The organism is Phenylobacterium sp. Root1290, assembly GCF_001425305.1.
GTDB lineage: Bacteria > Pseudomonadota > Alphaproteobacteria > Caulobacterales > Caulobacteraceae > Phenylobacterium.
In genome coordinates, this window is sequence record NZ_LMEE01000005.1 from 63419 (window position 1) to 84213 (window position 20795).

Here is a 20795-nt window from a genome sequence, read left to right on the forward strand (position 1 = left end):
GCGCGCGAAGTCGCAGGCATGACGACGCTTCTCTGGTTCCGCAGCGACCTTCGCCTGGCCGACAATCCCGCCCTTGCCGCGGCGCTTGAGCAGGGCGGCCCGGTCGTGCCCGTCTTCGTGCTCGACGACGAGGACGCCGGCCAGTGGAAGGCGGGGCGCGCTTCGCGGTGGTGGCTGCACCACTCGCTCCAATCCCTGGCTCGCGACCTGGAGGCGCGAGGCTCGCGGTTGGTCCTGCGGCGCGGCCGAGCCGCGGCCGAGATCGAACGGCTGGCCGGGGAGCTGCAGGCGAGCTCGGTCGTCTGGAACCGGTGCTACGAGCCGTGGGCCACGGCCCGCGACGAGCGCTTGAAGGCGACGCTCAAGACCAAGGGCGTCTCGGTGCGCAGCTTCAACGCCATGCTGCTCCGCGAGCCATGGGAGGTGATGAGCGGCAAGGGCGAGCCCTATCGCGTCTTCACCCCCTTCTGGAAAGCGCTGCGCGCGGGCCTGCAGCTTCCCGCCGCCGTCGCCGCGCCCGCCGGGATACCGGCGCCCGCAGAGTGGCCGCGCAGCGACGCGCTCGCCGAATGGGCGCTGCTTCCGTCGCGTCCGGACTGGGCCGGAGGTTTGCGCGCGGCCTGGACCCCGGGGGAAGCAGGGGCTCTGGAGCGGCTGGACGCCTTTGCCGGTCCCCTCAGCCTGCAATACGGAGAAGCGCGCAATCTGCCGGGCCGCGAAGGCACCTCGCGCCTGTCGCCGCACCTCCATTTCGGTGAGATCGGACCCCGACAGGTCTGGCGCGCGCAGACGGCCGCCGCGCTCGCCGAAACCGGTGATCTGATGCCGTCGGGCGTGGAGGTGTATCTGTCCGAGATCGCCTGGCGCGAGTTCTCCCACCATCTGCTGTTCCACACGCCGACCTTGCCGGACCGGCCGTTGCGGCCGGACTTCGCGGATTTCCCCTGGAGGCGCGACCCCGACGGGCTGGCCGCCTGGACGCGCGGCCTGACCGGCTATCCGATCGTCGACGCCGGGATGCGCCAGCTCTGGGCGACCGGCTGGATGCACAACCGCGTGCGGATGATCGTCGCCTCGTTCTTGATCAAGGACCTGCTAGTGGACTGGCGCGCCGGCCAAGCCTGGTTCTGGGACACGCTGGTGGACGCCGACCTCGCCAACAACGCCGCCAGCTGGCAGTGGGTGGCCGGCTCGGGCGCGGACGCTTCGCCATACTTCCGGGTGTTCAATCCGGTCACCCAGGGCGAGAAGTTCGACCCGGACGGCGCCTATGTCCGTCGCTGGGCGCCCGAGCTCGCCGGCTTGCCGGACAAGCTTCTGCACGCGCCGTGGAAGGCCACGCCGCTGGAGCTGGCCGACGCTGGCGTCCGGCTTGGCGTCGACTACCCGGCGCCCATTGTCGACCACGCCGTGGCGCGTGAGCGCGCGCTGGAGGCGTACGCCTCGATCCGCGGCTAACGGACGGCCGCGACGTCGCGCTGCACCTTCTCCCAATCGGTCATGTAGACGGCGGCGATGAGCCGCCCGAGCGGCTCGGTGGTCGGCGTGCGTTTGTCCCATGCGGCCAGGTTTTCGTGCCGCGCGCCCGACACGCGCACGAGGATCGGCCGATTTCCGGGACCTCCAAGCCACGATGAGTCGTGCGCCAGTGCGCGGGCGAGGGCATGGCTGTCGAACTCTGCGGGCTGCGGCTTGTCCGAGACGAACAGCGCCATCGTCGTGCCCGCGTTCAGCGCCTGAAGCCGGCCTTGCGGCGGCGCGGCCGCAACCACACTGCGGCGCGCGATGAAGTCGTAGGGGTTGAGCATGACCTCCAGCACCGCCCCCTCCAGCCAAGGCGTCACATAGCGGCCGTTCTTCTGGATCGTCTTCGGATCGTCCTTCAGGATCCGTTTGGCGCGAAAGGTCAGGTTCGCCGTCACCGGCAGCACGCCTTCCTCCTCGGTCTGCGCGCGGCTGATGTTGATCGCCACGTCCAGGCTCGCGCCGTGGATGTCGGCCAGCGAGGGTTGGCTCATCAGCGCCTTGAAGACCACATCGAGGCGGCGGCGCAGCAGGTCCGCCTGGGGCGCGGGCAGTTTTCCCCCATAGACGCCGTGGACGAACATCGCCGGCGCGGCCGGATAGGCGCCTGGCGCGGTTTCAGACGCGTCGATCCCCAGCGTCGAGCCGGGTCCATGGCTACGCCAGTACTTCAGCAGGTGCGGCGGAGCATGCTTGTCGGTGGGCAGGGTCTGGGCCGCCGCCGTCGCGCCGGACAGGGCCAGCAGGGCGATGGCGGCGGGGATCAGCAAGCGGCGCATGTCGGGCTCCTTCGAAGGCCCGCGCCCCATGCCTCAATCCCGCGCCGTCTGCGCGCGCCCGTCGCCCAAGCGCGCCGCCGCGTCGCTGAAACGCGCCGCGCCTAAAGGTCCAGCCCGCTCTCGCGCCGCATCAGCGGATTTCCGGTCGGCTCGGCCACCCGGATCAGGGTGTTGCGGTCGCGATGCCGGAACAGCCCCTCCTGGCCGCGCACAGCCAGCATCGTGTCGGAGACGTAGCTCCAGCTTCCATCGCCGTGGAAGGTGATCTCAAGCTGGTAGCTGTCGGTCCGGAAGGCGTGCTCGAGGAAGGCGGTCGAGCTGATCCCGTGCTGCGTGTCGCCGCGCGTCGCCTTCACCACGATGCCGGTGTCGGTGGCGCCGCCGCCGGCCAGCGCCGTCTGCCCGCGAGGGATCGCCAGCGACTGCAGGATCAGGCCGGTGGCGGCTTCGTACAGCCAGTATCCGACCTGATCGTGGAAGGTCGTTTCCTCGTCCACCGCGATCACGCGCACATGGTAGCGCAGCCCATAGAACAGCTGTGGCCCGTTGGCCTGCGGATCGATCGGCCGCATGACGATGCGCTCGACATACTCGCGTTGCTCGGGTCCGTCGGCCTTGGGGTTCACGTCCACCCCCTTGCGGCCTTCCCAGACGCCGGCCAGCCGCCGCAGCGGCCCCAGGTTCGCCAGGCCGTCAGGATCCACGTCCGCCGGCTCGGTGAAGATGTCGTCGGGGAACGGATTCACGGGCGCCCTCCTTGCGTCTGTGGTGTGGGCTCAGCCATGCCAAGGGCCGCCGGCCGCGGTCAAGCGTGCTACCGCGTCTTCGGCACCGGCGGCGGATAAAGCGGGGTCAGCGTCCGTCGCACGTCATTGGCGTCCAGCACCCGCCATGCCGCCTGCCGATAGGGTTCGGGCAGGTTCGAGCGATCGACGAAAGCGACGTCCAGTTCAGTCGAGTACCCCGTGGGGACCGCCGCGCCGGGGATGTTGTTGTAGGTTGTCGCGAAGGTGTGGTGAAAGTCGCGGCGTTCGATGATCACGATCCCGTCGCGGCCGGCTGCGGCCGCCAGTTCGGCCGCGCGCAACAGCGCCATTTCCTCGCCGACAGCGGCCGAGCCCAGGCGCAGGCGCATCCGCACGGTCGTCAGGCCGCTCTTTGAATCGGTACGCTCCCGATAGCCTTCGACGTCGTCCTCGGCCGGGCCCCAGAAGGTCCCCTTCGCCGGCTTGTAGGCAGGGATGAGCCCGGCCACGTCCGAATCCGGCAGCTGGTTCAGGATCACCCTGAGTTCCTCCTCGGGTCGATCGAACGGCCGCGGCGAGGTGGACGTCTTGGCTACCTTGCCGAAGGCCGCTTCGGCCTTGTCCAGCGCCGTTCCACCCTGGATCGCCATCTCCTGGTTCAACAGCGCAGCCAGTTCCGGCAGGTACTTGGACTTGACCGGATAGCCGTTGGCCATGAACGGTGGAGTCGTCGCCGCGGCGCTGGCCAGGCGCGCCCGACCGCCGTCCATGGCTGCTCGCGCTTCGGCCGTCCGCCCAAGGCCGTCCATCGCGATGGCGTACATTCCGGTGCGCGCGGCCCAGTAGACCTCGCCCACCGCGCGGTTCTTCAGGTCCTGTTCGACGATCTGGAAGGGCCAGCGCTGGCTGTCGAAGGTCTTGGGCGGCGACAGCTGCGGATAGAGAGCGATCGCGTCGGCGAAGCGGCCGTCCTGCATCTCGGTCAGAAACAGCAGGTCGATATCCGACGGGTCCAGCCGGCCCCGCGCGTGCAGGGCGTCGTCTACGTCCTTGCGGTCGCTCGCGCGCGCCATAATCAGCGCCGAGGCCAGGGTTGGTGATCGCAGGTAAGGGCGCTGGTCCCCCGCCTTCTGGGCCAGGGCTCGAGCCGCCGGCTTGTCGCCCGCCAGCAGATAGGCGTAGGCACGCGCCAGTTCGATCCCAAGCTTCAACCCGCGCTGATAGTAGGGATCGTCGGGCGACCTCACCGCCGCCTCGGCTCGGTCCAGGTCCGCCAGCGCGCCGGCGGCGTCGCCAGCGGACAGCCTGTGGATCGCGCGGCTCTTCAGCAGGTTCGCGCGCCGTTGCCAGTACGCCTCGGCCAGTTCGGGACGGGCCAGGACAGCGTCGCATGCCGCGATTGCGTCCGGGCTCGCAGGCGGGTTCTGGCGCAGCGGCGGCGGCGCCTGTGTCGTCAGGCCCACGAAGCTGTAGTTGTCCAGCGTTATGCCGTCCGTCTTCTTCGTGGCCTCGCTGAAGCCGTCGCACTCCTGCCACTGGCTCATCGACAGAGGTTGGGCCAAAGCCGGCCCGCCGAGCCCCGCGCCAAGCGCGGCCGCCGCCAATAGAATCTTCATCCGACTTCTCCCCCCGGACGCACTTCGTAATCGTCTCATAGGTGCCTGTGCTCAACTATGAGCAAAAGTCCCTCGCATTGGAGACCCGGCGCGAAGCTGCCATAACCGGCGCCTCGAAACATAGAGGGCGGAGAGCGATCATGGGCGAGTTCACGCGGGACGGCGGCTGCCGTTGCGGCCAGGTGCGGTTCACGATCTCCGCGCCGCCGCTGATCACCATGGCCTGCCACTGCACCGGCTGCCAGAAGATGACTTCCAGCGCCTTTTCGCTCAGCGTGCTGACCACCAGCGCCGGTTTCGCTGTCACCGAGGGCGAGCCTGTTATCGGCGGCCTGCACGGCGCTACGCGGCACTTCTTCTGTCCACACTGCAAGAGCTGGATGTTCACCCGCCCGGACGGGGCCGATCACCTGGTCAATGTGCGCACGACCTTGCTCGACGACCCGAGCGGCCTTGACCCCTACATGGAGACCATGACCGCCGAGAAACTGCCGTGGGCGGTCACCCCGGCCGTCGCCAGCTTCGAAGGGTTTCCGCCGGTCGAGGCGTACGGTCCGCTGATGGCGAAGTTCGCCGCCGGCCGCGCCGAGGCCTGACCGCTACTTCGTCCCGATCACCATGGAGTCGGGGCCGGCCAGCGGCTGCACGATCGCCTCGCGGAACCCGGCCTCCTTCATCCAGCCGACGCAGTCGGCGCCGGTGTAGTCGAAGCCGCCGTTGGTCTCGATCAGCATGTTCAGGCTCATCAGCAGGCCAAAGGCGTTGTGCCGCCGCTCGTCGTCGATGATCGCGTCATAGACGATCAGCCGCCCGCCGTCGGGCAGGGCGGCATAGGCCTTGGCCAGCAGGGCGCGCTTCTGGTCCAGGTTCCAGTCGTGCAGGATGTGGCCCATGATGATGACGTCCGCGGCCGGTAGTCCGCCTGCGAAGAAATCGCCGGCCTCGAAGCGCACGCGGCCCTCCAGGCCCTTTTCCTTCACATAGGCCTCGAACACCGGCTGCACGGCCGGCAGGTCGAAGCCGATGGCCGCCAGGTGCGGATGCGCCGCCGCGATCGCCGCGGTCGCGCCGCCCTGGGCGCAGCCGACGTCCACGAACGACGCCGCCTCCTTCCAGGGAAACAGCTCGGCCATCGCCAGCGCCGCCGGCAGGCTGACCCCGGTCATGCCGCGCAGGAAGCTCTCCAGGATCACCGGGTCGGCGTAGATGGCGCCGAACAGGTCCTCGCCCCCGTCTTTGGCCTCGTTCTGCGGCTGGCCGGTCTGCAGCGCCTCGGTCAGCCCGTCCCAGAAGCGGTAGAGCCGCTTGTTGGCCATCTCCAGGATGCCGCCCACATAGGACGGCTTGGCCTTGTCCAGGAACAGGCCCGTCTCCGGCGTATTGGCGTAGAGCCCGTCCTCGCCACGCTCCAGGACCCCCAGCGCCACCAAGGCGTCGAGGAAGTCGCGGGCCGAGCGCGGGTGCAGCTTCAGCTGCCTGGTGAGCTCATCGAGCGATCGCGGCCCCCCGCCCAGGGCGGTGAACACGCCGAGCTCGACGGCGCTGAGCAGGGCCTTGGAGCCCCAGAACCCCCACCCCAGCTGCATGATCTTTTCGGGCGTGCGCGCATCGCTCATCGGTAGCCTCCCTGGCCATGCCGGCACGCTCGGCGTCGGAGAGCATGCTGCGTCCGAGCCGTCACGCTTTGAGACAGGCGACCTTTCGCTGCCTCGGCGCACCGCCGCTTCGATATGACACGACCGGCCGGCGGTTTCACAACAATGTTCGGCGAACTCAGAACGTGACCGCTCCGCAAGCTAGCGGCTAAACTCCAGTCGGGCGCAGTGTTCCAGCGCGCCCCGGAATGGAGCGACCCATGCGCGTCTTGCTGATCGCAGCCTTCTTGGCCCTCGCGTCCACCGCCAGCGCAGAGTCTCCAGGGTGCAGGACGCTGCCCGACGGAGGTTGGCGTTGCACGGAAGCCGACGGCCATGTCCGCGAGCGCCGGCCCCTTGAAGGCGGCGGCGGCGCGCGCACGACCTCGACCGATCCGCGAAGCTGGGGAACCAGCGACGGGCATGGCCGGGGCATTACGCCGCCCGACGCCATAATCCGCAACTCGCCGATCTTGCGGCGCGAGGCCTGGGGCCGGGTCGCCGATCCCTGGGAGCCGCGCGCAACGGCGCCTCAGGCTCCGGGCGGCTGGCGCGCCCCACGCCCCCCGGCGCCCTAGGCTACGGCGTCCAGCCGGGCAGGGCGGCGGCCTGCTTGATCCAGCTGATCATCTGCGCCTCGTCCAGGTCGTCGTCCTCATAGATGTCGATCCAGCGCGACTCGCCGCTCTTGGGCGTCCCGCCCGGCGGGATCGGCTTCAGCGACTTGCCGTCGAAGAAGGTGACTTTGACGTAGCGGGTGAGGACGTGGAACGACACGAACCAGCCCTTGCCTTCGGCCCCATAGAACGGCGAGTTCCAGCGGACCGCCTTGCGCACGTCCGGCGCGGCCTCCGCGATCAGGGCGTCCAGCCGTCGGCCCAGATCGCTCTTCCAGCCCGGCATCGCGGCGATATAGGCCTGCACCGGCGCATCGCCGTCGCCCTTGGGGATCTGGGGGTTGCCGCCCGACAGCAGCTTGACGGGGGCCGGCGTCTCATCGGCCTTGTTCGACGTTTCGCGCGCCATGCGTCGCCTCCTGCTGCGCCTAGGGCGCTTTCCGATCGCTCAGACCGGCATCGCCGTGGTGTACTTCACCTGGTTCAACGCGAAGTGCGAGGCCGCCGTCGCCACGTTCGGGTGGTTCAGCACCACGCCCATCAGGAACCGTTCGTAGCCCGCCACGTCGGAGACGACCACGCGCATCAGATAGTCCCACTCGCCGGACATGGAGTGGCATTCCATGATCTCAGGCCGCGTGCGCAGGAAGGACTCGAACTCCTGGCGCTGCGCTGTCGCGTGGGACTTCATGCGCAGCTGGCACATGACGTTCACGCCGCGGCCGACCCGCTCGGCGTCGACCAGCCGAACCGCTTCGCGCAGCACGCCGGCCGCCTCCAGCGCCTTGATCCTGCGCCAGCAAGAGGCCGGCGACGCGCCGACCTGCTCAGCCAGCACGGCATGACTCTGGGAGGCGTCCGCCTGTAGCGCGCGGAGCAACTTCCGGTCGATCTCGTCGAGCTGATGCGTCTCTTTCATGAACTGGCCCATTGGTGAAACGTTTCACCAGATGATCGCCAAAACGCCGCGAGATTGAAAGCCGTTCATCGCCGGCAGCGCGTAACTTTCTTCGCAACTGAAGGAGGACGCTGCATGACCGCTGTGATCGCCCCCGCGCGCTCGCTGTTCGCCGGGCTGAAGGCCCAGGCGCCCGATCCGCTGCTGTCCTTGATCGCCCTCTACAAGAACGACCCGCGCCCCCAGAAGCTGGACCTCGGCGTCGGCGTCTATCGCGACGCGGCCGGCGACACGCCGGTGTTCGGCGCCATGAAGGCGGCCGAACGCGTGCTGCTGGAGACGCAGCCCACCAAGGCCTATCTCGGCCCCGAAGGCGACTTCGGCTTCCTGGAAGCCATCGCCCCGGTGGTGTTCGGCGGCGGTGCGGCGGGCGAGGGGCTGTTCGCGGTCCAGACCCCGGGCGGCACCGGCGCCCTGCGCCTGGCCGCCGAACTGGCCAACGCCGGCACGCCCGGCGCGCGCATCTGGATGGGCACGCCCTCCTGGCCGATCCACGCGCCGATCTTCCGCCAGGCGGGGATGGCGGTTGAGACCTTCCGCTACTTCGACGCGGCGACCCAGCGCATCTGCTTCGACGAGATGATGGCCGCCCTGGCCAGGGTCGAGGCCGGCGACCTCGTGCTGCTGCACGGCGCCTGCCACAACCCGACCGGCGCCGATCTGTCGCTGGTCCAGTGGGCCGAAGTCGCCGCCCTGCTCAGCGCGCGCGGCGCCGTGCCGCTCATCGACCTGGCGTACCAGGGCCTTGGGGCGGGCCTCGACGAGGACGCCGCTGGCATGCGGCTGGTGATGGAGGCGTCCGACACCGCCATCGTCGCCTATTCCTGCGACAAGAACTTCGGACTTTACCGCGAGCGCACCGGCGCGCTGTTCGTCCGCGCCCGCGGCCATGAGGACGTGGTTCGCTCCAACATCCTGCAACTGGCGCGCTGCGCTTGGTCGATGCCGCCGGATCACGGCGCCGCCGCGGTCCGCGTGATCCTCGAAGATCCGGCTCTCACCGCCCAGTGGCGGGCCGAACTGGACGCCATGCGCACGCGTTTGAACCAGGTGCGCGCGGCGCTGGCAAAGGCCGATCCGCGCCTGGAGCCGCTGCGCGATCAGCACGGCCTCTTCGCCCTGCTGCCACTGAGCCCGGCCCAGGTCGAGGCCATGCGCCGCGACCACGCCGTCTACATGGCCGGTTCCGGCCGCATCAACATCGCTGGCCTGACGGCCGACACCGTCCAGCCATTCGTGCAGGCGCTCGACGCCTGCCTCAAGGGAGACGCCTGACATGACCGTGACCCCGGAAAACCCGATCGGCCTCAACGGCTTCGAGTTCGTCGAATTCACCAGCCCCGATCCTGCCAAGATGGCCGCCCTGATCGAGCAGCTCGGCTTCACCGCCTATTCCAAGCACCCGACCAAGGCGATCGTTCGCTACAAGCAGGGCCGCACCAACCTGCTGGTCAACCAGGAGCCGACCGGCCAGGCCGCCGAGTTCCGCGCGGCTCATGGCCCCTCGGCCAACGGCATGGCCTTCCGCGTCGCTGACGCCAGGGCCGCCTATGACCTCGCTGTCTCGCGCGGCGCCAAGCCGGCCGACGCCTCGGCCTCGGCGCTATCGGACGCCTACGTGCTGGAGGGCATCGGCGGCTCGCTGCTGTATCTGGTCGATCGCCACGGCGACAAAGGCACGATCTACGACGCCTGGGAGCAGATCCCCGGCGCGGCGCAAGCCGAGGCCCAAAACGCTGTCGGCCTCGACCTGCTCGACCACCTGACCCACAACGTCAAGCGCGGCCAGATGCGCACCTGGTCCAGCTTCTACAACCAGATCTTCGGCTTCGAGGAGCAGAAGTACTTCGACATCAAGGGCCAGGCGACCGGCCTCTTCAGCCAGGCGATGATCGCGCCCGACAAGGCCATCCGCATCCCGCTGAACGAGAGCCAGGACGACAAGTCCCAGATCGAAGAGTTCATCCGCGAGTACAACGGCGAGGGCATCCAGCACCTGGCCTTCACCACGGACAACATCTTCGACACCGTCGAGGCCCTGCGCGCCCGCGGCGTGAACCTGCAGGACACCATCGAGACCTACTACGAGCTGGTGAACAAGCGCGTCCCCGGCCACGGCGAGGACCTCGAGCGCCTGCGCAAGAACCGGATCCTCATCGACGGCAATGTCGGCGACGAAGGCATCCTGCTGCAGATCTTCACCGAGAACCTGTTCGGCCCGATCTTCTTCGAGATCATCCAGCGCAAGGGCAACGAGGGCTTCGGCAACGGCAACTTCCAGGCCCTGTTCGAGTCTATCGAGCTCGACCAGATCCGCCGCGGCGTCATCAAGGTCGACGCGGCCGAGTAGACCAAGCGATGTCATCCCGGCCTTCCGCTTCGCTTCAGCCGGGATGACACCTAGGGTTCGAGGGGGAAACCGGCCGTGGAGAAGACCATGCCGCTGAACTACATGTCCGGCTTCGGGGGTGGCTTCGAAACCGAAGCCGTCGCCGGCGCGCTGCCGGTCGGCCAGAACTCGCCGCAGAAGACGCCGTTCGGCCTGTTCGCCGAGCAGCTGTCGGGCAGCGCCTTCACTGCGCCGCGCCATGAGAACAAGCGCTCCTGGCTCTACCGCCTGCGCCCGACCGCCAGCCATCCGCCGTTCGCGCCCTATGCCGGCGGCAAGCTGCTGCGCTCGGGTCCGTTCGACGAAGCCCCGCCCAGCCCCAACCGCCTGCGCTGGGACCCGCTGCCGGTCCCGGCCGAGCCGACCGACTTCGTCGACGGCCTGGTGACCTACGCCGGCAACGGCGACGTCGGGACCTTCGCCGGCATCGCCATCCACCTCTACGCCGCCAACCGCTCGATGCAGGGCCGCGTGTTCTACGACGCCGACGGCGAGCTGCTGATCGTGCCCCAGGACGGCGAACTGCTGATCGCCACAGAACTCGGCCGCCTGGAGCTGAAGCCGGGCGAGATCGCGTTGATCCCGCGCGGCCTGCGCTTTCGCGTCGAACTGACCGGTCCGCAGGCCCGCGGCTATGTCTGCGAGAACTACGGCGCGCCGTTCCGTCTGCCGGAGCTCGGCCCCATCGGCGCCAACGGCCTGGCCAACGCCCGCGATTTTCTCCACCCCGCCGCATGGTTTGAGGATCGCGACGAACCCACGGAAGTCGTTCAGAAATTCCAGGGCGCGCTGTGGACGACGACGCTCGACCACAGCCCCCTCGACGTCGTCGCCTGGCACGGCACGCTCGCGCCCTGCAAGTACGACCTGGACCGCTTCAACACCATCAACACGGTCAGCTACGACCACCCCGATCCGTCGATCTTCACGGTCCTGACCTCGCCGTCCGAGATCCCCGGAGTCGCCAACTGCGACTTCGTGATCTTCCCGCCGCGCTGGATGGTGGCCGAGCACACGTTCCGCCCGCCGTGGTTCCATCGCAACGTGATGAGCGAGTTCATGGGCCTGATCCACGGCGCCTATGACGCCAAGGCCGGCGGCTTCGCGCCCGGCGGCGCCAGCTTGCACAACTGCATGAGCGGCCACGGCCCCGACCGCGAGAGCTACGAGAAGGCGGTCGCCTCCAACCTGGCGCCGCACAAGATCGAGAACACCATGGCCTTCATGTTCGAGAGCCGCTGGGTGATCCGGCCCACGAAGTTCGCCGTCGAAACCCCGCTTCACCAGCTCGACTACGACGACTGCTGGACCGGCTTCGCCAAGGCCCAAGTTCCCTCTTCCTGAGTTAAGCGGCACATGATCGACGAGACCCACGACCCGGCGCGTACCAGCTGGGTCGCCAGCGCCAACGGCCATGCCGACTTCCCGATCCAGAACCTGCCGCTGGGCGTCTTCTCGCCGAACGGAGGCGCCCCGCGCGGCGGCGTCGCCATCGGCGACTTGATCCTCGACCTGTCGCTGGCCGCGCGCTCGCCGCTGCTGAGCGGCGAGGCCAAGGCCGCCGCTGAGGCCGGCGCCGGCGCCACGCTCAACCCGCTGCTGGGCCTTGCGCCCTCGGCCCGCCGCGCCCTGCGCCGCCGCCTGTCGGCGCTGCTGGCCCAGGGCGCGCCTGACCGCGCCGAGGTCGAGACCTGGCTCTACCCCGCCGGCGCCTGCACCCTGCACCTGCCGGCCGCCATCGGCGACTACACCGACTTCTACGCCGGCATTCATCACGCGCTGAACGTCGGTCGCCAGTTCCGTCCCGATAACCCGCTGCTGCCCAACTACAAGCACGTGCCGATCGGCTACCACGGCCGCGCCTCGTCGATCCGCGTCTCGGGCGCGCAGGTCCGCCGTCCCAGCGGCCAGAAGAAGGCCCCCGACGCCGCGGCGCCGACCTTCGGACCCTCCGCCCGCCTCGACCTCGAGCTGGAGCTCGGCGTCTGGATCGGCCAGGGCAACGAACTTGGCCAGCCCATCCCCATCGGCCAGGCGTCCACCCACATCGCCGGCCTCTGCCTGCTCAACGACTGGTCGGCCCGCGACCTGCAGGCATGGGAATACCAGCCGCTCGGTCCGTTCCTGGCCAAGAACTTCATGACCACGATCTCGCCATGGATCGTCACCAGCGAAGCCCTGGCCCCGTTCCGCATCGCCCAGCCGGCCCGGCCGGACGGCGACCCGGCGCCGATGGCCTATCTGGCCGACGAGGCGGACCAGGCCTCGGGGGCCTACGCCCTCGATCTCGAGGTCTTCCTGTCCACCGCCCAGATGCGCGCGCAGGGAAGCGCCCCGGTCCGCATCTCGGCCAGCGCCGCGCGCCACCTCTACTGGACCGCCGCACAGATGGTGACCCACCACACTGTCGGCGGCTGCGACCTCAATCCCGGCGACCTGCTCGGCACCGGCACGATCTCGACGCCCGACGACAGCGGGCTCGGCAGTCTGCTGGAACTGACCCGCGGCGGCGCGCAGCCGATCGCCCTGCCGGGCGGCGAGACCCGCACCTTCCTGCAGGACGGCGACGAGCTGGCCATCGCCGGCCATGCCCGCGCCGACGGCTATGTCGCCATCGGCTTTGGCCCCTGCACCGGAATCGTCCTCGGGTGAGCGAGGAAACGCCCCAGCTTCCCGCGCGGCTGTTCTCCACCCCCGCGGGCGTGAAGCTCGGCCCGCTGGAGCTGATCGCCGACGGCGCAGCCCGCAATTTCGTGCTGCAGATCGGCGAGGGCTTCTTCCACGGCTTCGTGGTCCGCCGCGGCGAGCAGGTGAGGGGCTATGTCGACCGCTGCCCACACGCCGGCCTGCCGCTGGCCCAGAAACTCGACGACTACCTGACCCCAGCCGGCGACCTGATCGCCTGCTCCTGGCACGGCGCTCTGTTCGACATCGACAGCGGCGCCTGCGTCGGCGGCCCCTGCGCCGGCGCCTCTCTCAGAGCCTGGCCAGTGGCGGTCGAGGACGGCTGGCTGAAAACCGCCTAGCTCCAACGCGTGTCATCCCGGCTGTAGCGCAGCGGAAGGCCGGGACCCATTCGCGCCGCGCCCGCGGATGTCGCGCGGCGTCCGCCAACTTCCGCCCGATCAGGTGTTCATGGGTCCCGGTCTTGCTGCGCAAACCGGGATGACACCTTCGGCCGCTGGGCCTCGCGACAGCAATTCTGATGGCGCTCCGTAGTCTCCCAGGCTGGACCACGCCGCACATGGCGGGCTAGGTCGCATGCAACGAGACGTAGAGGACGCCCGCATGACCCAGAACTTCGAGACCCGCGCCATTCACGCCGGCGCCGCGCCCGATCCCACGACCAAGGCCCGGATCACTCCGATCTACCAGACCACGGCCTTCGTGTTCGACGACGCCGATCACGCGGCCAACCTCTTCAATCTCGAAGCGCCGGGCAACATCTACACCCGCCTGGGCAACCCCACGACGGGCGTGCTGGAAGCGCGCCTGGCCGACCTGGAAGGCGGCGTCGCGGCGCTCGCCGTCGGCAGCGGCCACGCCGCCCAGTTCCTGGCCTTCCATTCGCTGATGGAGCCCGGCTGCAACATCGTCGCCTCGCGCAAGCTGTATGGCGGCTCGATCAACCAGCTCGGCCAGTCCTTCAAGCGGATGGGCTGGGAAACCACCTTCATCGACAGCGACAACCCGGCCGACTACGCCGCGGCCATCAACGACAAGACCCGCGCCGTCTTCGTCGAGTCGATCGCCAACCCCGGCGGCGTGATCACCGACATCGCCGCCATCGCCAAGGTCACCCATGACGCCGGCGTGCCGCTGGTCGTCGACAACACCCTGGCCACGCCCTACCTCTGCCGGCCGTTCGAGCACGGCGCCGACATCATCGTCCACTCGCTGACCAAGTTCCTCGGCGGTCACGGCAACTCGATGGGCGGGGCGATCATCGACTCCGGCCGCTTCGACTGGGCCGCCAGCGACAAGTTCGGCTACCTCTCGCAGCCGAACCCCAGCTACCACGGCAAGGTGTTCACGCAGGCGTTCGGCCCGGCCGCCTTCATCGTCGCCTGCCGCGCGCTCGGCCTGCGCGACCTTGGCCCGTCGATCTCGCCGTTCAACGCCTTCATGATCCTGACCGGCATCGAGACCCTGCCGCTGCGCATGCAGCGCCATGTCGACAACGCCCTGGCGGTCGCCAAGTGGCTGGAGGCCAACGACAAGGTGGCGTGGGTGTCCTACGCCGGACTGGACGGCAATCCGTACAATGCGCTGGCCAAGCGCTATACGCCCAACGGCGCCGGCTCGGTGTTCTCGTTCGGGCTCAAGGGCGGCTACCAGGCGGGCATCAAGCTGGTCGGCGGCGTGAAGCTGTTCTCGCACCTGGCCAATCTCGGCGACACGCGCAGCCTGATCATCCACCCGGCCTCCACCACCCACCGTCAGCTGGACGAGAAGAACCAGATTGCCGCCGGCGCCGGCCCCGATGTCATCCGCCTCTCGGTCGGCATTGAGAACGTCGCCGACTTGATCGCCGACCTCGAACAGGCCTTCGCCGCGCTCTGATCTGGCCCGGGCGCACGCGACGCAGGGTTGCGCGCGCCCGGCGCTCCGAGCCAAGATGGGGCGGGGGCTCAAAACAGTAGGATGCTTATGACCCGTACGCTCGCCGCCGCCCTTGTTCTCAGCCTCGCCGCCGCGCCGCTCACCGCCTGCGGCAGCACCGCGACCACTCAGGTCGACACCGCGACCACCGGTCAGCAACTCATCGACCTCAAGCGCGCCCTGGATGAAGGCGTGATCAGCAAGTCCGAATACGAGCGCAAGCGGAAGGACATCCTCCGCAAGTAGGGGAGGCTCGCGCGACCTTTCCAACCTGGGGGCAGGGCTTTTGAATTTGGTGTCATCCCGGTTTCGGCCGTAGGCCGAAGACCGGGACCCATGAGCACCAGATCCGGCGGCGGTTGGCGCAGATCGCGCCCACCTCGTTGGAGCTACCCGGCCTTCCGCTTCGCTTCAGCCGGGATGACACCGAGGGGTGAGGGAGAGGGCGGCTCCCCTTGCCCTCCGCCGCGATCCCCGCTACCCAGCGCGCAAAAGCATCAAGAGTTTGAGCCGACGCTCAAACGCCAACCTGCTCCCGAGCAAGGTGGCGCTTCCGCAAGGAGGGATGTGGCCGGTCCGGCAACCAAACGGGACGAAGCCTCAGCGTCATTCAGCCTCCCGATGCGCAAACCGCATTCCCGAGGGGCGCATGTCCAATATCCAGCAGTTCGCCAGCGACAATTACGCCGGCATTTGTCCGCAGGCCTGGGCGGCCATGGACGCCGCCAATCGCGGCCACGCGCCGGCCTATGGCGAAGATGCGTGGACGCAGGGCGCGGCCGACGCTTTCCGCGCCCTGTTCGCCACGGACTGCGAAGTGTTCTTCGCCTTCAACGGCACGGCGGCCAACTCCATGGCCCTGGCCGCGCTCTGCCAGTCCTATCACAGCGTGATCTGTGCGGAGTCGGCCCACGTCGAGACCGACGAGTGCGGCGCGCCGGAGTTCTTCTCCAACGGCTCCAAGCTGCTGGTCGCGCCCAGCCCGGACGGCAAGCTGACCCCCGCCGCCATCCGCGAGATCGCCGGCAAGCGCAGCGACATCCACTATCCCAAGCCGCGCGTCGTCACGATCACCCAGCCGACCGAGACCGGACAGGTCTACTCGGCCGACGAGGTGCGGGCGATCTCGGCTGTGTGCCGCGAACTCGGCCTGCGCCTGCACATGGACGGCGCGCGCTTCGCGAACGCCTGCGCCCACCTCGGCTGCGATCCGGCCGACATCACCTGGAAGGCCGGCGTCGATGTGCTCTGCTTCGGCGGAACCAAGAACGGCATGGCGGTGGGCGAGGCGATCCTGTTCTTCGACCGCGCCCTGGCCGAGGATTTCGACTACCGCTGCAAGCAGGCCGGGCAACTGGCCTCGAAGATGCGGTTCCTGGCTGCGCCCTGGATCGGCATGCTGGAGGGCGGCGCCTGGCTCGCCAACGCGGCCCACGCCAACGCCTGCGCCCGCCGGTTGGCCGACCAGATCGAGGGGCTGTCCGGCGCCTCGCTGATGTTCCCGGTCCAGGCCAACGCCGTCTTCGTCGCCGCGCCGGAGGATCGGCTCGATGCGCTGCGTTCGCGAGGCTGGCGCTTCTACACCTTCATCGGCGGCGGAGCCCGGTTCATGTTCTCCTGGGATGCGGACATGGACCGCGTGGACGCCCTGGCGGCCGACATGGCGGCGGTGTTCAGCGAGTAGCCACCCGACGGCTTTCCCCGCCACAAGTCTCGGGAGACTTCGAAACGGCGAGTGGCTAGGCTTCCGGAGCCTCGCCAGCCGCCCGGGAATGCCTTTGCTTCGCGTCCGAGAATTCTCCGCCACCGGCTACCGTTCGTTGCGGAAGATCACCTGCCCGGTCTCAGAGCTGGAGGTGTTCGTCGGCGGCAACGGGGTCGGCAAGACCAACCTCTATCGGGCGCTGGAGCTGGTTCGGGCGGCGGCGACCAACAGTCTGGGGCTGGAGCTTGCCCAGGAGGGCATGGAGGCCGCCTTCTGGGCCGGTCGCCGTGGGTCCGGTTCACCCCGGATCGAGCTGGAGGTGAGGCTTTCCGATCCCCAGGCCAGGGGCGCTGCGCGCGGGGCCTATCGCTATCATGTCTCCGTCGGCTTTCCCCAGCCGACCGCCGCCGCCTTCGCCGCCGAACCGCAGATCAAGGAGGAGTGGCTCTCCTATGACGGCGGCGGGCGTCAGGTCCGGCTGGTGGATCGTCGCGGTCCCTCGGTGATGGTCAGGGACGAGGCGGGGCGGCCGGTCGAGATCGACATCGACCTGCTGGCCTCCGAGACGGTGCTGGGACGGCTCGAAGATCCCAGCCGCTTCCCAATGCTCGACATGGTCCGGCGGACGCTGCTGGAGTGGCGTTTCTATCACGACCTGCGCACCGACGCCGGGTCGCCGATGCGGCGGCCATGCCCGGCGGTGGCGACCCCGACACTGGCCTCGGACGGCGCTAACCTGGCGGCGGTGTTCGCCACCCTGGCCCATATCCGCCAGGACACCCACGACCTGGACGCGGTCATCGGCGCGGCGTTTCCGGGTGCGCAGCTTATCGTGCCCAGGCCCGAGCGCGCGGCGACCTTCGGCATGGTGTTTTCCGAGTTCCCCCAGCGGGTGTTCGAGCCGGACGAACTGTCTGACGGCACGCTGCGGTTTCTCGGCCTGGCCGGGGCGCTGCTGGCCTATCGGCTGCCGCCGTTCATCGCCCTCAACGAGCCCGAGGCCAGCCTGCATCCGGACCTGATGGTTCCGCTCGCGCGCCTGGTGACCCAGGCGGCGGAGCGTTCGCAGGTGTGGCTGGTGACCCACTCCCAGCCGCTGGCCGACGCCATCGCCGCGACCGGATCGGGCAAGGTCCGTACGGTGACCAAGCGGGAAGGCGCGACCTGGATCGAGGGGCTGAACCTGCTCGGCGCGTTCGCGGACGAGGACTAGTCCAGGGCCCGGCCTTGGCGCCAATAGCCCAGATTTAGCGAACTCTTGTCCAAGCGTCAGAGGCAGTTGCGAGCGACTCGCAGTGTCATTCGGCGCCGGCGATCCAGGTCCGCCGCGCCTTGAGGTCTTGATCCAGCAGGACCAGGTCGGCCCGCGCGCCCGCCGCGATCGCCCCGTATCCTCCCTTTAGTCCGATAAATGCCGCCGGGTTGGCGGAGGCCATGCGCGCCGCCTCTGCGAGGCTCAGGCCCGCCATCCGCACCGCGTTGGCGACCGCGCCGGCCATGTCGAGGTCCGAGCCGGCCAGCGTTCCGTTCTCGTCCACGCAGACGCCGTCGACGACGCGGATCGGGCGGCCCTGGATCGTGAAGCTCTTGTCGACCATGCCGACGCTGGGCATGGCGTCGGTGACCAGCATGAAGCGGTCTCGCCGCTTGGCGGCGAAGGCGATCCGCAGCGCGGCCGGATGGATGTGGCGGCCGTCGACGATGACCCCGCACCAGCTGTCCTGGTTCTCCAGCGCCGCCCCGACCGCGCCCGGCGCGCGGCTGGTCAGCGGCGACATGGCGTTGAAGAGATGCGTGAAGCCGGTCACGCCGCTTTCCAGCGCCTCGGTGATCCGCTCGTAGGTGGCGTTGGTGTGGCCAGCCGCGATGGTCACGCCGGCCTTGGCGAGCCGGCCGATCATCTCCGGCGTCGTGGTCTCGGGCGCCAGGGTCACAAGGGTCCGGCCGCGCTTGGCCGAGGTCAGCAGCTCCAGCGCCGCCTCGTCCAGCGTGCGGAACTTGGAAGCGTCGTGCACGCCCTTGCGCTGCTCGCTGAGGAACGGGCCTTCGATGTGGATTCCCAGCACGCCGGGCACGCCGGCCTCGATCGCCGCGTCTACGGCGGCGATGGCCTTGGCGACGGTCGAGAGGTCGTCGCTGATCAGGGTCGGCAGGAAGCCCGTGGTGCCATAGGCGCGGTGCGCCGCGCCGATCGTGGCGATCGCCTCGAGCGTCGGGGCGTCGTTGAACAGCACCCCGCCGCCGCCATTGACCTGGGTGTCGATGAAGCCAGGCAACAGATAGCCGCCTTCGAGATCTATCGTCACGTCGGCCGCGGTCTCGCCAAGCGCCACGATGCGCTCGCCGTCGATGACGACGCTGGTGGTTTCCAGGCCCTGCTCGGTCAGCACCTGGCCGTTGACGAACGCGGTGGTCATCAGACGGTCTCTGTCACCTTGTTGAGGTGCGGGGGCCGGTCGGGATCGTGGCCACGCAGGATCGAGAGCTGGTTGGCCATCCGGTAGAAGCCTTGCACCCGCACTATGGGTTCCAGGATCGGATGGGCGCTCAGGGTCGGCAGATCGCCGCCTCCGCCGGCCAACATCACGTCCGCGCCGCGATCGGCCAGATCCTTGGCGAGCGCCACGACGCTCTCCTGGCTCTGGTCGTCCTGCGCAAAGACCAGCACCGGGAAGCCTTCCTTCACCAGCGCCATCGGGCCGTGCAGCACCTCGGCGGCGCTGAAGGCCTCGGCGTGCAGGCCGCAGGTCTCCTTGAACTTCAGGGCCGCCTCCTGAGCGACGCCGAAGCCGACCCCGCGCGCCAGGACATAGAGGTTGTGCGCCGACTTCAGCCGCTCGGCGGCCGGGCTCCAGTCCAGCGGCCAGGCCTTCTCCAGGATGGCCGGCAGGTCGTGCAGGCCCTTTTCCAACGCCGCGTCCTGCGTCCAGGCGGCGACCAACTGGGCGATGCCGGCCAGGGCGGCGATATAGGACTTGGTCGCGGCGACGCTGACCTCAGGGCCGGCGTGTAGCGGCAGAACCCGGTCGGCCATGGCCGCCAGCGGGGAAGCCTCATCGTTGACCAGCGCCACGGTCCGCGCGCCGCCCTGCTTTGCGGCCTCCACGGCGGCCAGCAGGTCTGGGCTCTTCCCCGACTGCGAGATCGCCAGATAGAGCATGCCGTCCAGCTTCGGCTCGGTCGCATAGACTGAGCTGACCGACAGCGCCGCAGACGACGTGACGACGCCCGTGCCGGTTTCGATCAGGTACTTGGCATAGGTGGCCGCATGGTCCGAGGAACCGCGGGCGCAAGTCACCACCGCCCTGGGCGGATGGGCCCGCAGCTCCGCGCCGAGCGCCTGGGCCGCCTCGTGGTTGGCGGCCAGCATCCGGGCGACGACGGCGGGCGCCTCGGCGGCCTCCTGGAACATGCGCGTAGCCTCGGGGCGCAGGGCAGGGGGCTTCAGGGTCACGCGTTTTCTCCGGGGCACAGGTCTTGTCTTAAAGAGCGTTCAGTTCGGCGACGAAGTCATAGGCGTCCCCGCGATAGTACGACTGGGTCACTTCCACCGTCCGCCCGTCCTTCAGGAAGCCGCGCCGCTCGATCAGCAGTCCCGCGTCGCGCGGCGCTACAGCGAGCAACTCGGCCTGCTCGGGCGTGAAGAGGACGGCCCGCAGCCGCTGCAGCGCCCGGACCGGGCGATGGCCGGTCTTCTCCAGGGCTTCGTAGAGAGAGGTCTCCACGAAGTCGGGGCTGGGCATGCAGAACGCCGCCAAGGTCGAATACTCCAGCGCCATCGGCGCGCCGTCGGCATAGCGGATCCGGTTGAAGCGATAGACCGGCGCGCCCGGCGACAGGCCCAGTGTCAGCGACTCCTCAGGCGTCACCTGGCCCTCGGTTCGCGACAACCACGCTGAATGGGGAATCCGCCCGCGGGCGATCATGTCCTCGGTGAAAGACGACAGCTTGGAGAAGTTCTTCTCCACCCGCGCGGCGACGAACGTGCCCGCGCCCTGGCGGCGGACCAGCAGTCCTTCGCTGACCAGGCCGTCCAGCGCCTTGCGCACGGTGATTCTGGATACGCCCAGCTCTTCGGCGAAGTCTCGTTCGGCCGGCAGTGCGTCGTCAGGCCCCAGCAGGCGGTTGGCGATCGCATCGCGCAGCACCCGCTGGAGCTGGCGATACAGCGGCGCGTGATCTTTCGCGTCCAACTGGCCGATGCGCTCGGAAAAGGTCAAAGGCG

20 protein-coding genes and 1 riboswitch are annotated in these 20795 nt (G+C 69.1%); of the genes, 11 read left to right on the top strand and 9 right to left on the bottom strand.

The features are described from left to right. The first annotated feature begins 18 nt into the window (after positions 1 to 18). Positions 19 to 1458 (top strand): deoxyribodipyrimidine photo-lyase, encoded by a 1440-nt coding sequence (locus ASC79_RS19570; protein WP_056026314.1) that lies wholly within the window; start codon positions 19 to 21, stop codon positions 1456 to 1458. On the opposite strand, the gene ASC79_RS19575 is transcribed toward ASC79_RS19570, so the two are convergent. The 3 genes from ASC79_RS19575 to ASC79_RS19585 form a co-directional block, all read right to left on the bottom strand. After that, positions 1455 to 2303, bottom strand: a complete 849-nt coding sequence (locus tag ASC79_RS19575; protein WP_056826604.1) for a hypothetical protein — start codon at positions 2301 to 2303, stop codon at positions 1455 to 1457. The two genes, ASC79_RS19570 and ASC79_RS19575, sit on opposite strands and share 4 nt — an antisense overlap. Positions 2304 to 2404: 101 nt before the next feature. Further along, positions 2405 to 3049, bottom strand: a complete 645-nt coding sequence (locus ASC79_RS19580; RefSeq protein ID WP_056026318.1) for an FABP family protein — start codon at positions 3047 to 3049, stop codon at positions 2405 to 2407. 68 nt (positions 3050 to 3117) lie between these two features. After that, positions 3118 to 4665, bottom strand: a complete 1548-nt coding sequence (locus ASC79_RS19585) for a hypothetical protein (RefSeq protein ID WP_056026321.1) — start codon at positions 4663 to 4665, stop codon at positions 3118 to 3120. A gap of 140 nt (positions 4666 to 4805) precedes the next feature. Between ASC79_RS19585 and ASC79_RS19590 the strand changes: the two genes are divergently transcribed. Beyond that, on the top strand, positions 4806 to 5261 hold the full coding sequence (locus ASC79_RS19590) for a GFA family protein (RefSeq protein ID WP_056026324.1): 456 nt from the start codon (positions 4806 to 4808) through the stop codon (positions 5259 to 5261). Positions 5262 to 5264: 3 nt separating this feature from the next. On the opposite strand, the gene ASC79_RS19595 is transcribed toward ASC79_RS19590, so the two are convergent. The 3 genes from ASC79_RS19595 to ASC79_RS19605 all read right to left on the bottom strand — a co-directional run bounded on the left by ASC79_RS19595 (position 5265) and on the right by ASC79_RS19605 (position 7835). Then, positions 5265 to 6281 (bottom strand): methyltransferase, encoded by a 1017-nt coding sequence (locus tag ASC79_RS19595; RefSeq protein WP_056026327.1) that lies wholly within the window; start codon positions 6279 to 6281, stop codon positions 5265 to 5267. Positions 6282 to 6878: 597 nt separating this feature from the next. Next, positions 6879 to 7325: a DUF1801 domain-containing protein gene (locus ASC79_RS19600; RefSeq protein WP_056026330.1), complete on the bottom strand. Its 447-nt coding sequence runs from the start codon at positions 7323 to 7325 to the stop codon at positions 6879 to 6881. 39 nt (positions 7326 to 7364) lie between these two features. Then, entirely contained in the window at positions 7365 to 7835 is a 471-nt protein-coding gene (locus ASC79_RS19605; protein ID WP_056026691.1) for an Lrp/AsnC family transcriptional regulator, read from the bottom strand. A gap of 114 nt (positions 7836 to 7949) precedes the next feature. Between ASC79_RS19605 and ASC79_RS19610 the strand changes: the two genes are divergently transcribed. The 9 genes from ASC79_RS19610 (at position 7950) to ASC79_RS19650 (ending at position 17783) form a co-directional block, all read left to right on the top strand. Continuing rightward, positions 7950 to 9149, top strand: coding sequence for an amino acid aminotransferase (locus tag ASC79_RS19610; RefSeq protein WP_056026333.1), 1200 nt, complete (start codon positions 7950 to 7952; stop codon positions 9147 to 9149). Between the two features lies 1 nt (position 9150). Continuing rightward, complete coding sequence (gene hppD, locus ASC79_RS19615) at positions 9151 to 10224, top strand: 4-hydroxyphenylpyruvate dioxygenase (RefSeq protein ID WP_056026336.1); 1074 nt, start codon at positions 9151 to 9153, stop codon at positions 10222 to 10224. Between the two features lie 87 nt (positions 10225 to 10311). After that, the gene (gene hmgA / locus ASC79_RS19620) at positions 10312 to 11607 is read left to right on the top strand and encodes a homogentisate 1,2-dioxygenase (RefSeq protein WP_200937255.1); all 1296 of its coding nucleotides are present in this window, start codon (positions 10312 to 10314) and stop codon (positions 11605 to 11607) included. Positions 11608 to 11619: 12 nt separating this feature from the next. Next, complete coding sequence (fahA, locus tag ASC79_RS19625; RefSeq protein ID WP_056026339.1) at positions 11620 to 12915, top strand: fumarylacetoacetase; 1296 nt, start codon at positions 11620 to 11622, stop codon at positions 12913 to 12915. Next, positions 12912 to 13289, top strand: coding sequence for a Rieske (2Fe-2S) protein (locus tag ASC79_RS19630; RefSeq protein WP_056026342.1), 378 nt, complete (start codon positions 12912 to 12914; stop codon positions 13287 to 13289). The genes fahA and ASC79_RS19630 overlap by 4 nt, the downstream gene beginning before the upstream one ends. Before the next feature lie 235 nt (positions 13290 to 13524). Beyond that, complete coding sequence (locus ASC79_RS19635) at positions 13525 to 14826, top strand: O-acetylhomoserine aminocarboxypropyltransferase (RefSeq protein ID WP_235528841.1); 1302 nt, start codon at positions 13525 to 13527, stop codon at positions 14824 to 14826. An 87-nt stretch (positions 14827 to 14913) separates the two neighbouring features. Continuing rightward, positions 14914 to 15111 (top strand): SHOCT domain-containing protein, encoded by a 198-nt coding sequence (locus ASC79_RS19640; RefSeq protein ID WP_056026347.1) that lies wholly within the window; start codon positions 14914 to 14916, stop codon positions 15109 to 15111. Positions 15112 to 15354: 243 nt separating this feature from the next. Continuing rightward, positions 15355 to 15462, top strand: a riboswitch (SAM-I-IV-variant riboswitch). A 52-nt stretch (positions 15463 to 15514) separates the two neighbouring features. Beyond that, positions 15515 to 16549, top strand: coding sequence for a low specificity L-threonine aldolase (locus ASC79_RS19645; protein WP_056026350.1), 1035 nt, complete (start codon positions 15515 to 15517; stop codon positions 16547 to 16549). A gap of 94 nt (positions 16550 to 16643) precedes the next feature. After that, positions 16644 to 17783 carry an AAA family ATPase gene (locus ASC79_RS19650; RefSeq protein WP_200937249.1) on the top strand — a complete coding sequence of 380 codons (1140 nt, stop codon included), beginning with the start codon at positions 16644 to 16646 and terminating at the stop codon, positions 17781 to 17783. An 85-nt stretch (positions 17784 to 17868) separates the two neighbouring features. Here ASC79_RS19650 and nagA read toward each other — a convergent pair whose 3' ends face one another. From nagA to ASC79_RS19665, 3 genes are all read right to left on the bottom strand, one after another. Next, a complete protein-coding gene (gene nagA, locus ASC79_RS19655) occupies positions 17869 to 18987 on the bottom strand; it encodes an N-acetylglucosamine-6-phosphate deacetylase (protein ID WP_056026356.1) in 1119 nt (372 codons plus the stop codon). Continuing rightward, entirely contained in the window at positions 18987 to 19982 is a 996-nt protein-coding gene (locus ASC79_RS19660) for an SIS domain-containing protein (protein ID WP_056026359.1), read from the bottom strand. Before ASC79_RS19660 ends, nagA begins: the two co-directional genes overlap by 1 nt. A gap of 70 nt (positions 19983 to 20052) precedes the next feature. After that, positions 20053 to 20790, bottom strand: a complete 738-nt coding sequence (locus tag ASC79_RS19665) for a GntR family transcriptional regulator (protein ID WP_056026362.1) — start codon at positions 20788 to 20790, stop codon at positions 20053 to 20055. Between the last annotated feature and the right edge of the window lie 5 nt (positions 20791 to 20795).

Coding starts and splice junctions, on each gene's coding strand:
- ASC79_RS19660 (WP_056026359.1), bottom strand. CDS start 19,982: ATGTTCCAGGAGGCCGCCGAGGCGCCCGCCGTCGTCGCCCGGATGCTG.
- nagA (WP_056026356.1), bottom strand. CDS start 18,987: ATGACCACCGCGTTCGTCAACGGCCAGGTGCTGACCGAGCAGGGCCTG.
- ASC79_RS19600 (WP_056026330.1), bottom strand. CDS start 7,325: ATGGCGCGCGAAACGTCGAACAAGGCCGATGAGACGCCGGCCCCCGTC.
- ASC79_RS19605 (WP_056026691.1), bottom strand. CDS start 7,835: ATGAAAGAGACGCATCAGCTCGACGAGATCGACCGGAAGTTGCTCCGC.
- ASC79_RS19635 (WP_235528841.1), top strand. CDS start 13,525: ATGCAACGAGACGTAGAGGACGCCCGCATGACCCAGAACTTCGAGACC.
- ASC79_RS19640 (WP_056026347.1), top strand. CDS start 14,914: ATGACCCGTACGCTCGCCGCCGCCCTTGTTCTCAGCCTCGCCGCCGCG.
- ASC79_RS19590 (WP_056026324.1), top strand. CDS start 4,806: ATGGGCGAGTTCACGCGGGACGGCGGCTGCCGTTGCGGCCAGGTGCGG.
- ASC79_RS19645 (WP_056026350.1), top strand. CDS start 15,515: ATGTCCAATATCCAGCAGTTCGCCAGCGACAATTACGCCGGCATTTGT.
- ASC79_RS19575 (WP_056826604.1), bottom strand. CDS start 2,303: ATGCGCCGCTTGCTGATCCCCGCCGCCATCGCCCTGCTGGCCCTGTCC.
- ASC79_RS19570 (WP_056026314.1), top strand. CDS start 19: ATGACGACGCTTCTCTGGTTCCGCAGCGACCTTCGCCTGGCCGACAAT.
- fahA (WP_056026339.1), top strand. CDS start 11,620: ATGATCGACGAGACCCACGACCCGGCGCGTACCAGCTGGGTCGCCAGC.
- ASC79_RS19585 (WP_056026321.1), bottom strand. CDS start 4,665: ATGAAGATTCTATTGGCGGCGGCCGCGCTTGGCGCGGGGCTCGGCGGG.
- hppD (WP_056026336.1), top strand. CDS start 9,151: ATGACCGTGACCCCGGAAAACCCGATCGGCCTCAACGGCTTCGAGTTC.
- ASC79_RS19610 (WP_056026333.1), top strand. CDS start 7,950: ATGACCGCTGTGATCGCCCCCGCGCGCTCGCTGTTCGCCGGGCTGAAG.
- hmgA (WP_200937255.1), top strand. CDS start 10,312: ATGCCGCTGAACTACATGTCCGGCTTCGGGGGTGGCTTCGAAACCGAA.
- ASC79_RS19595 (WP_056026327.1), bottom strand. CDS start 6,281: ATGAGCGATGCGCGCACGCCCGAAAAGATCATGCAGCTGGGGTGGGGG.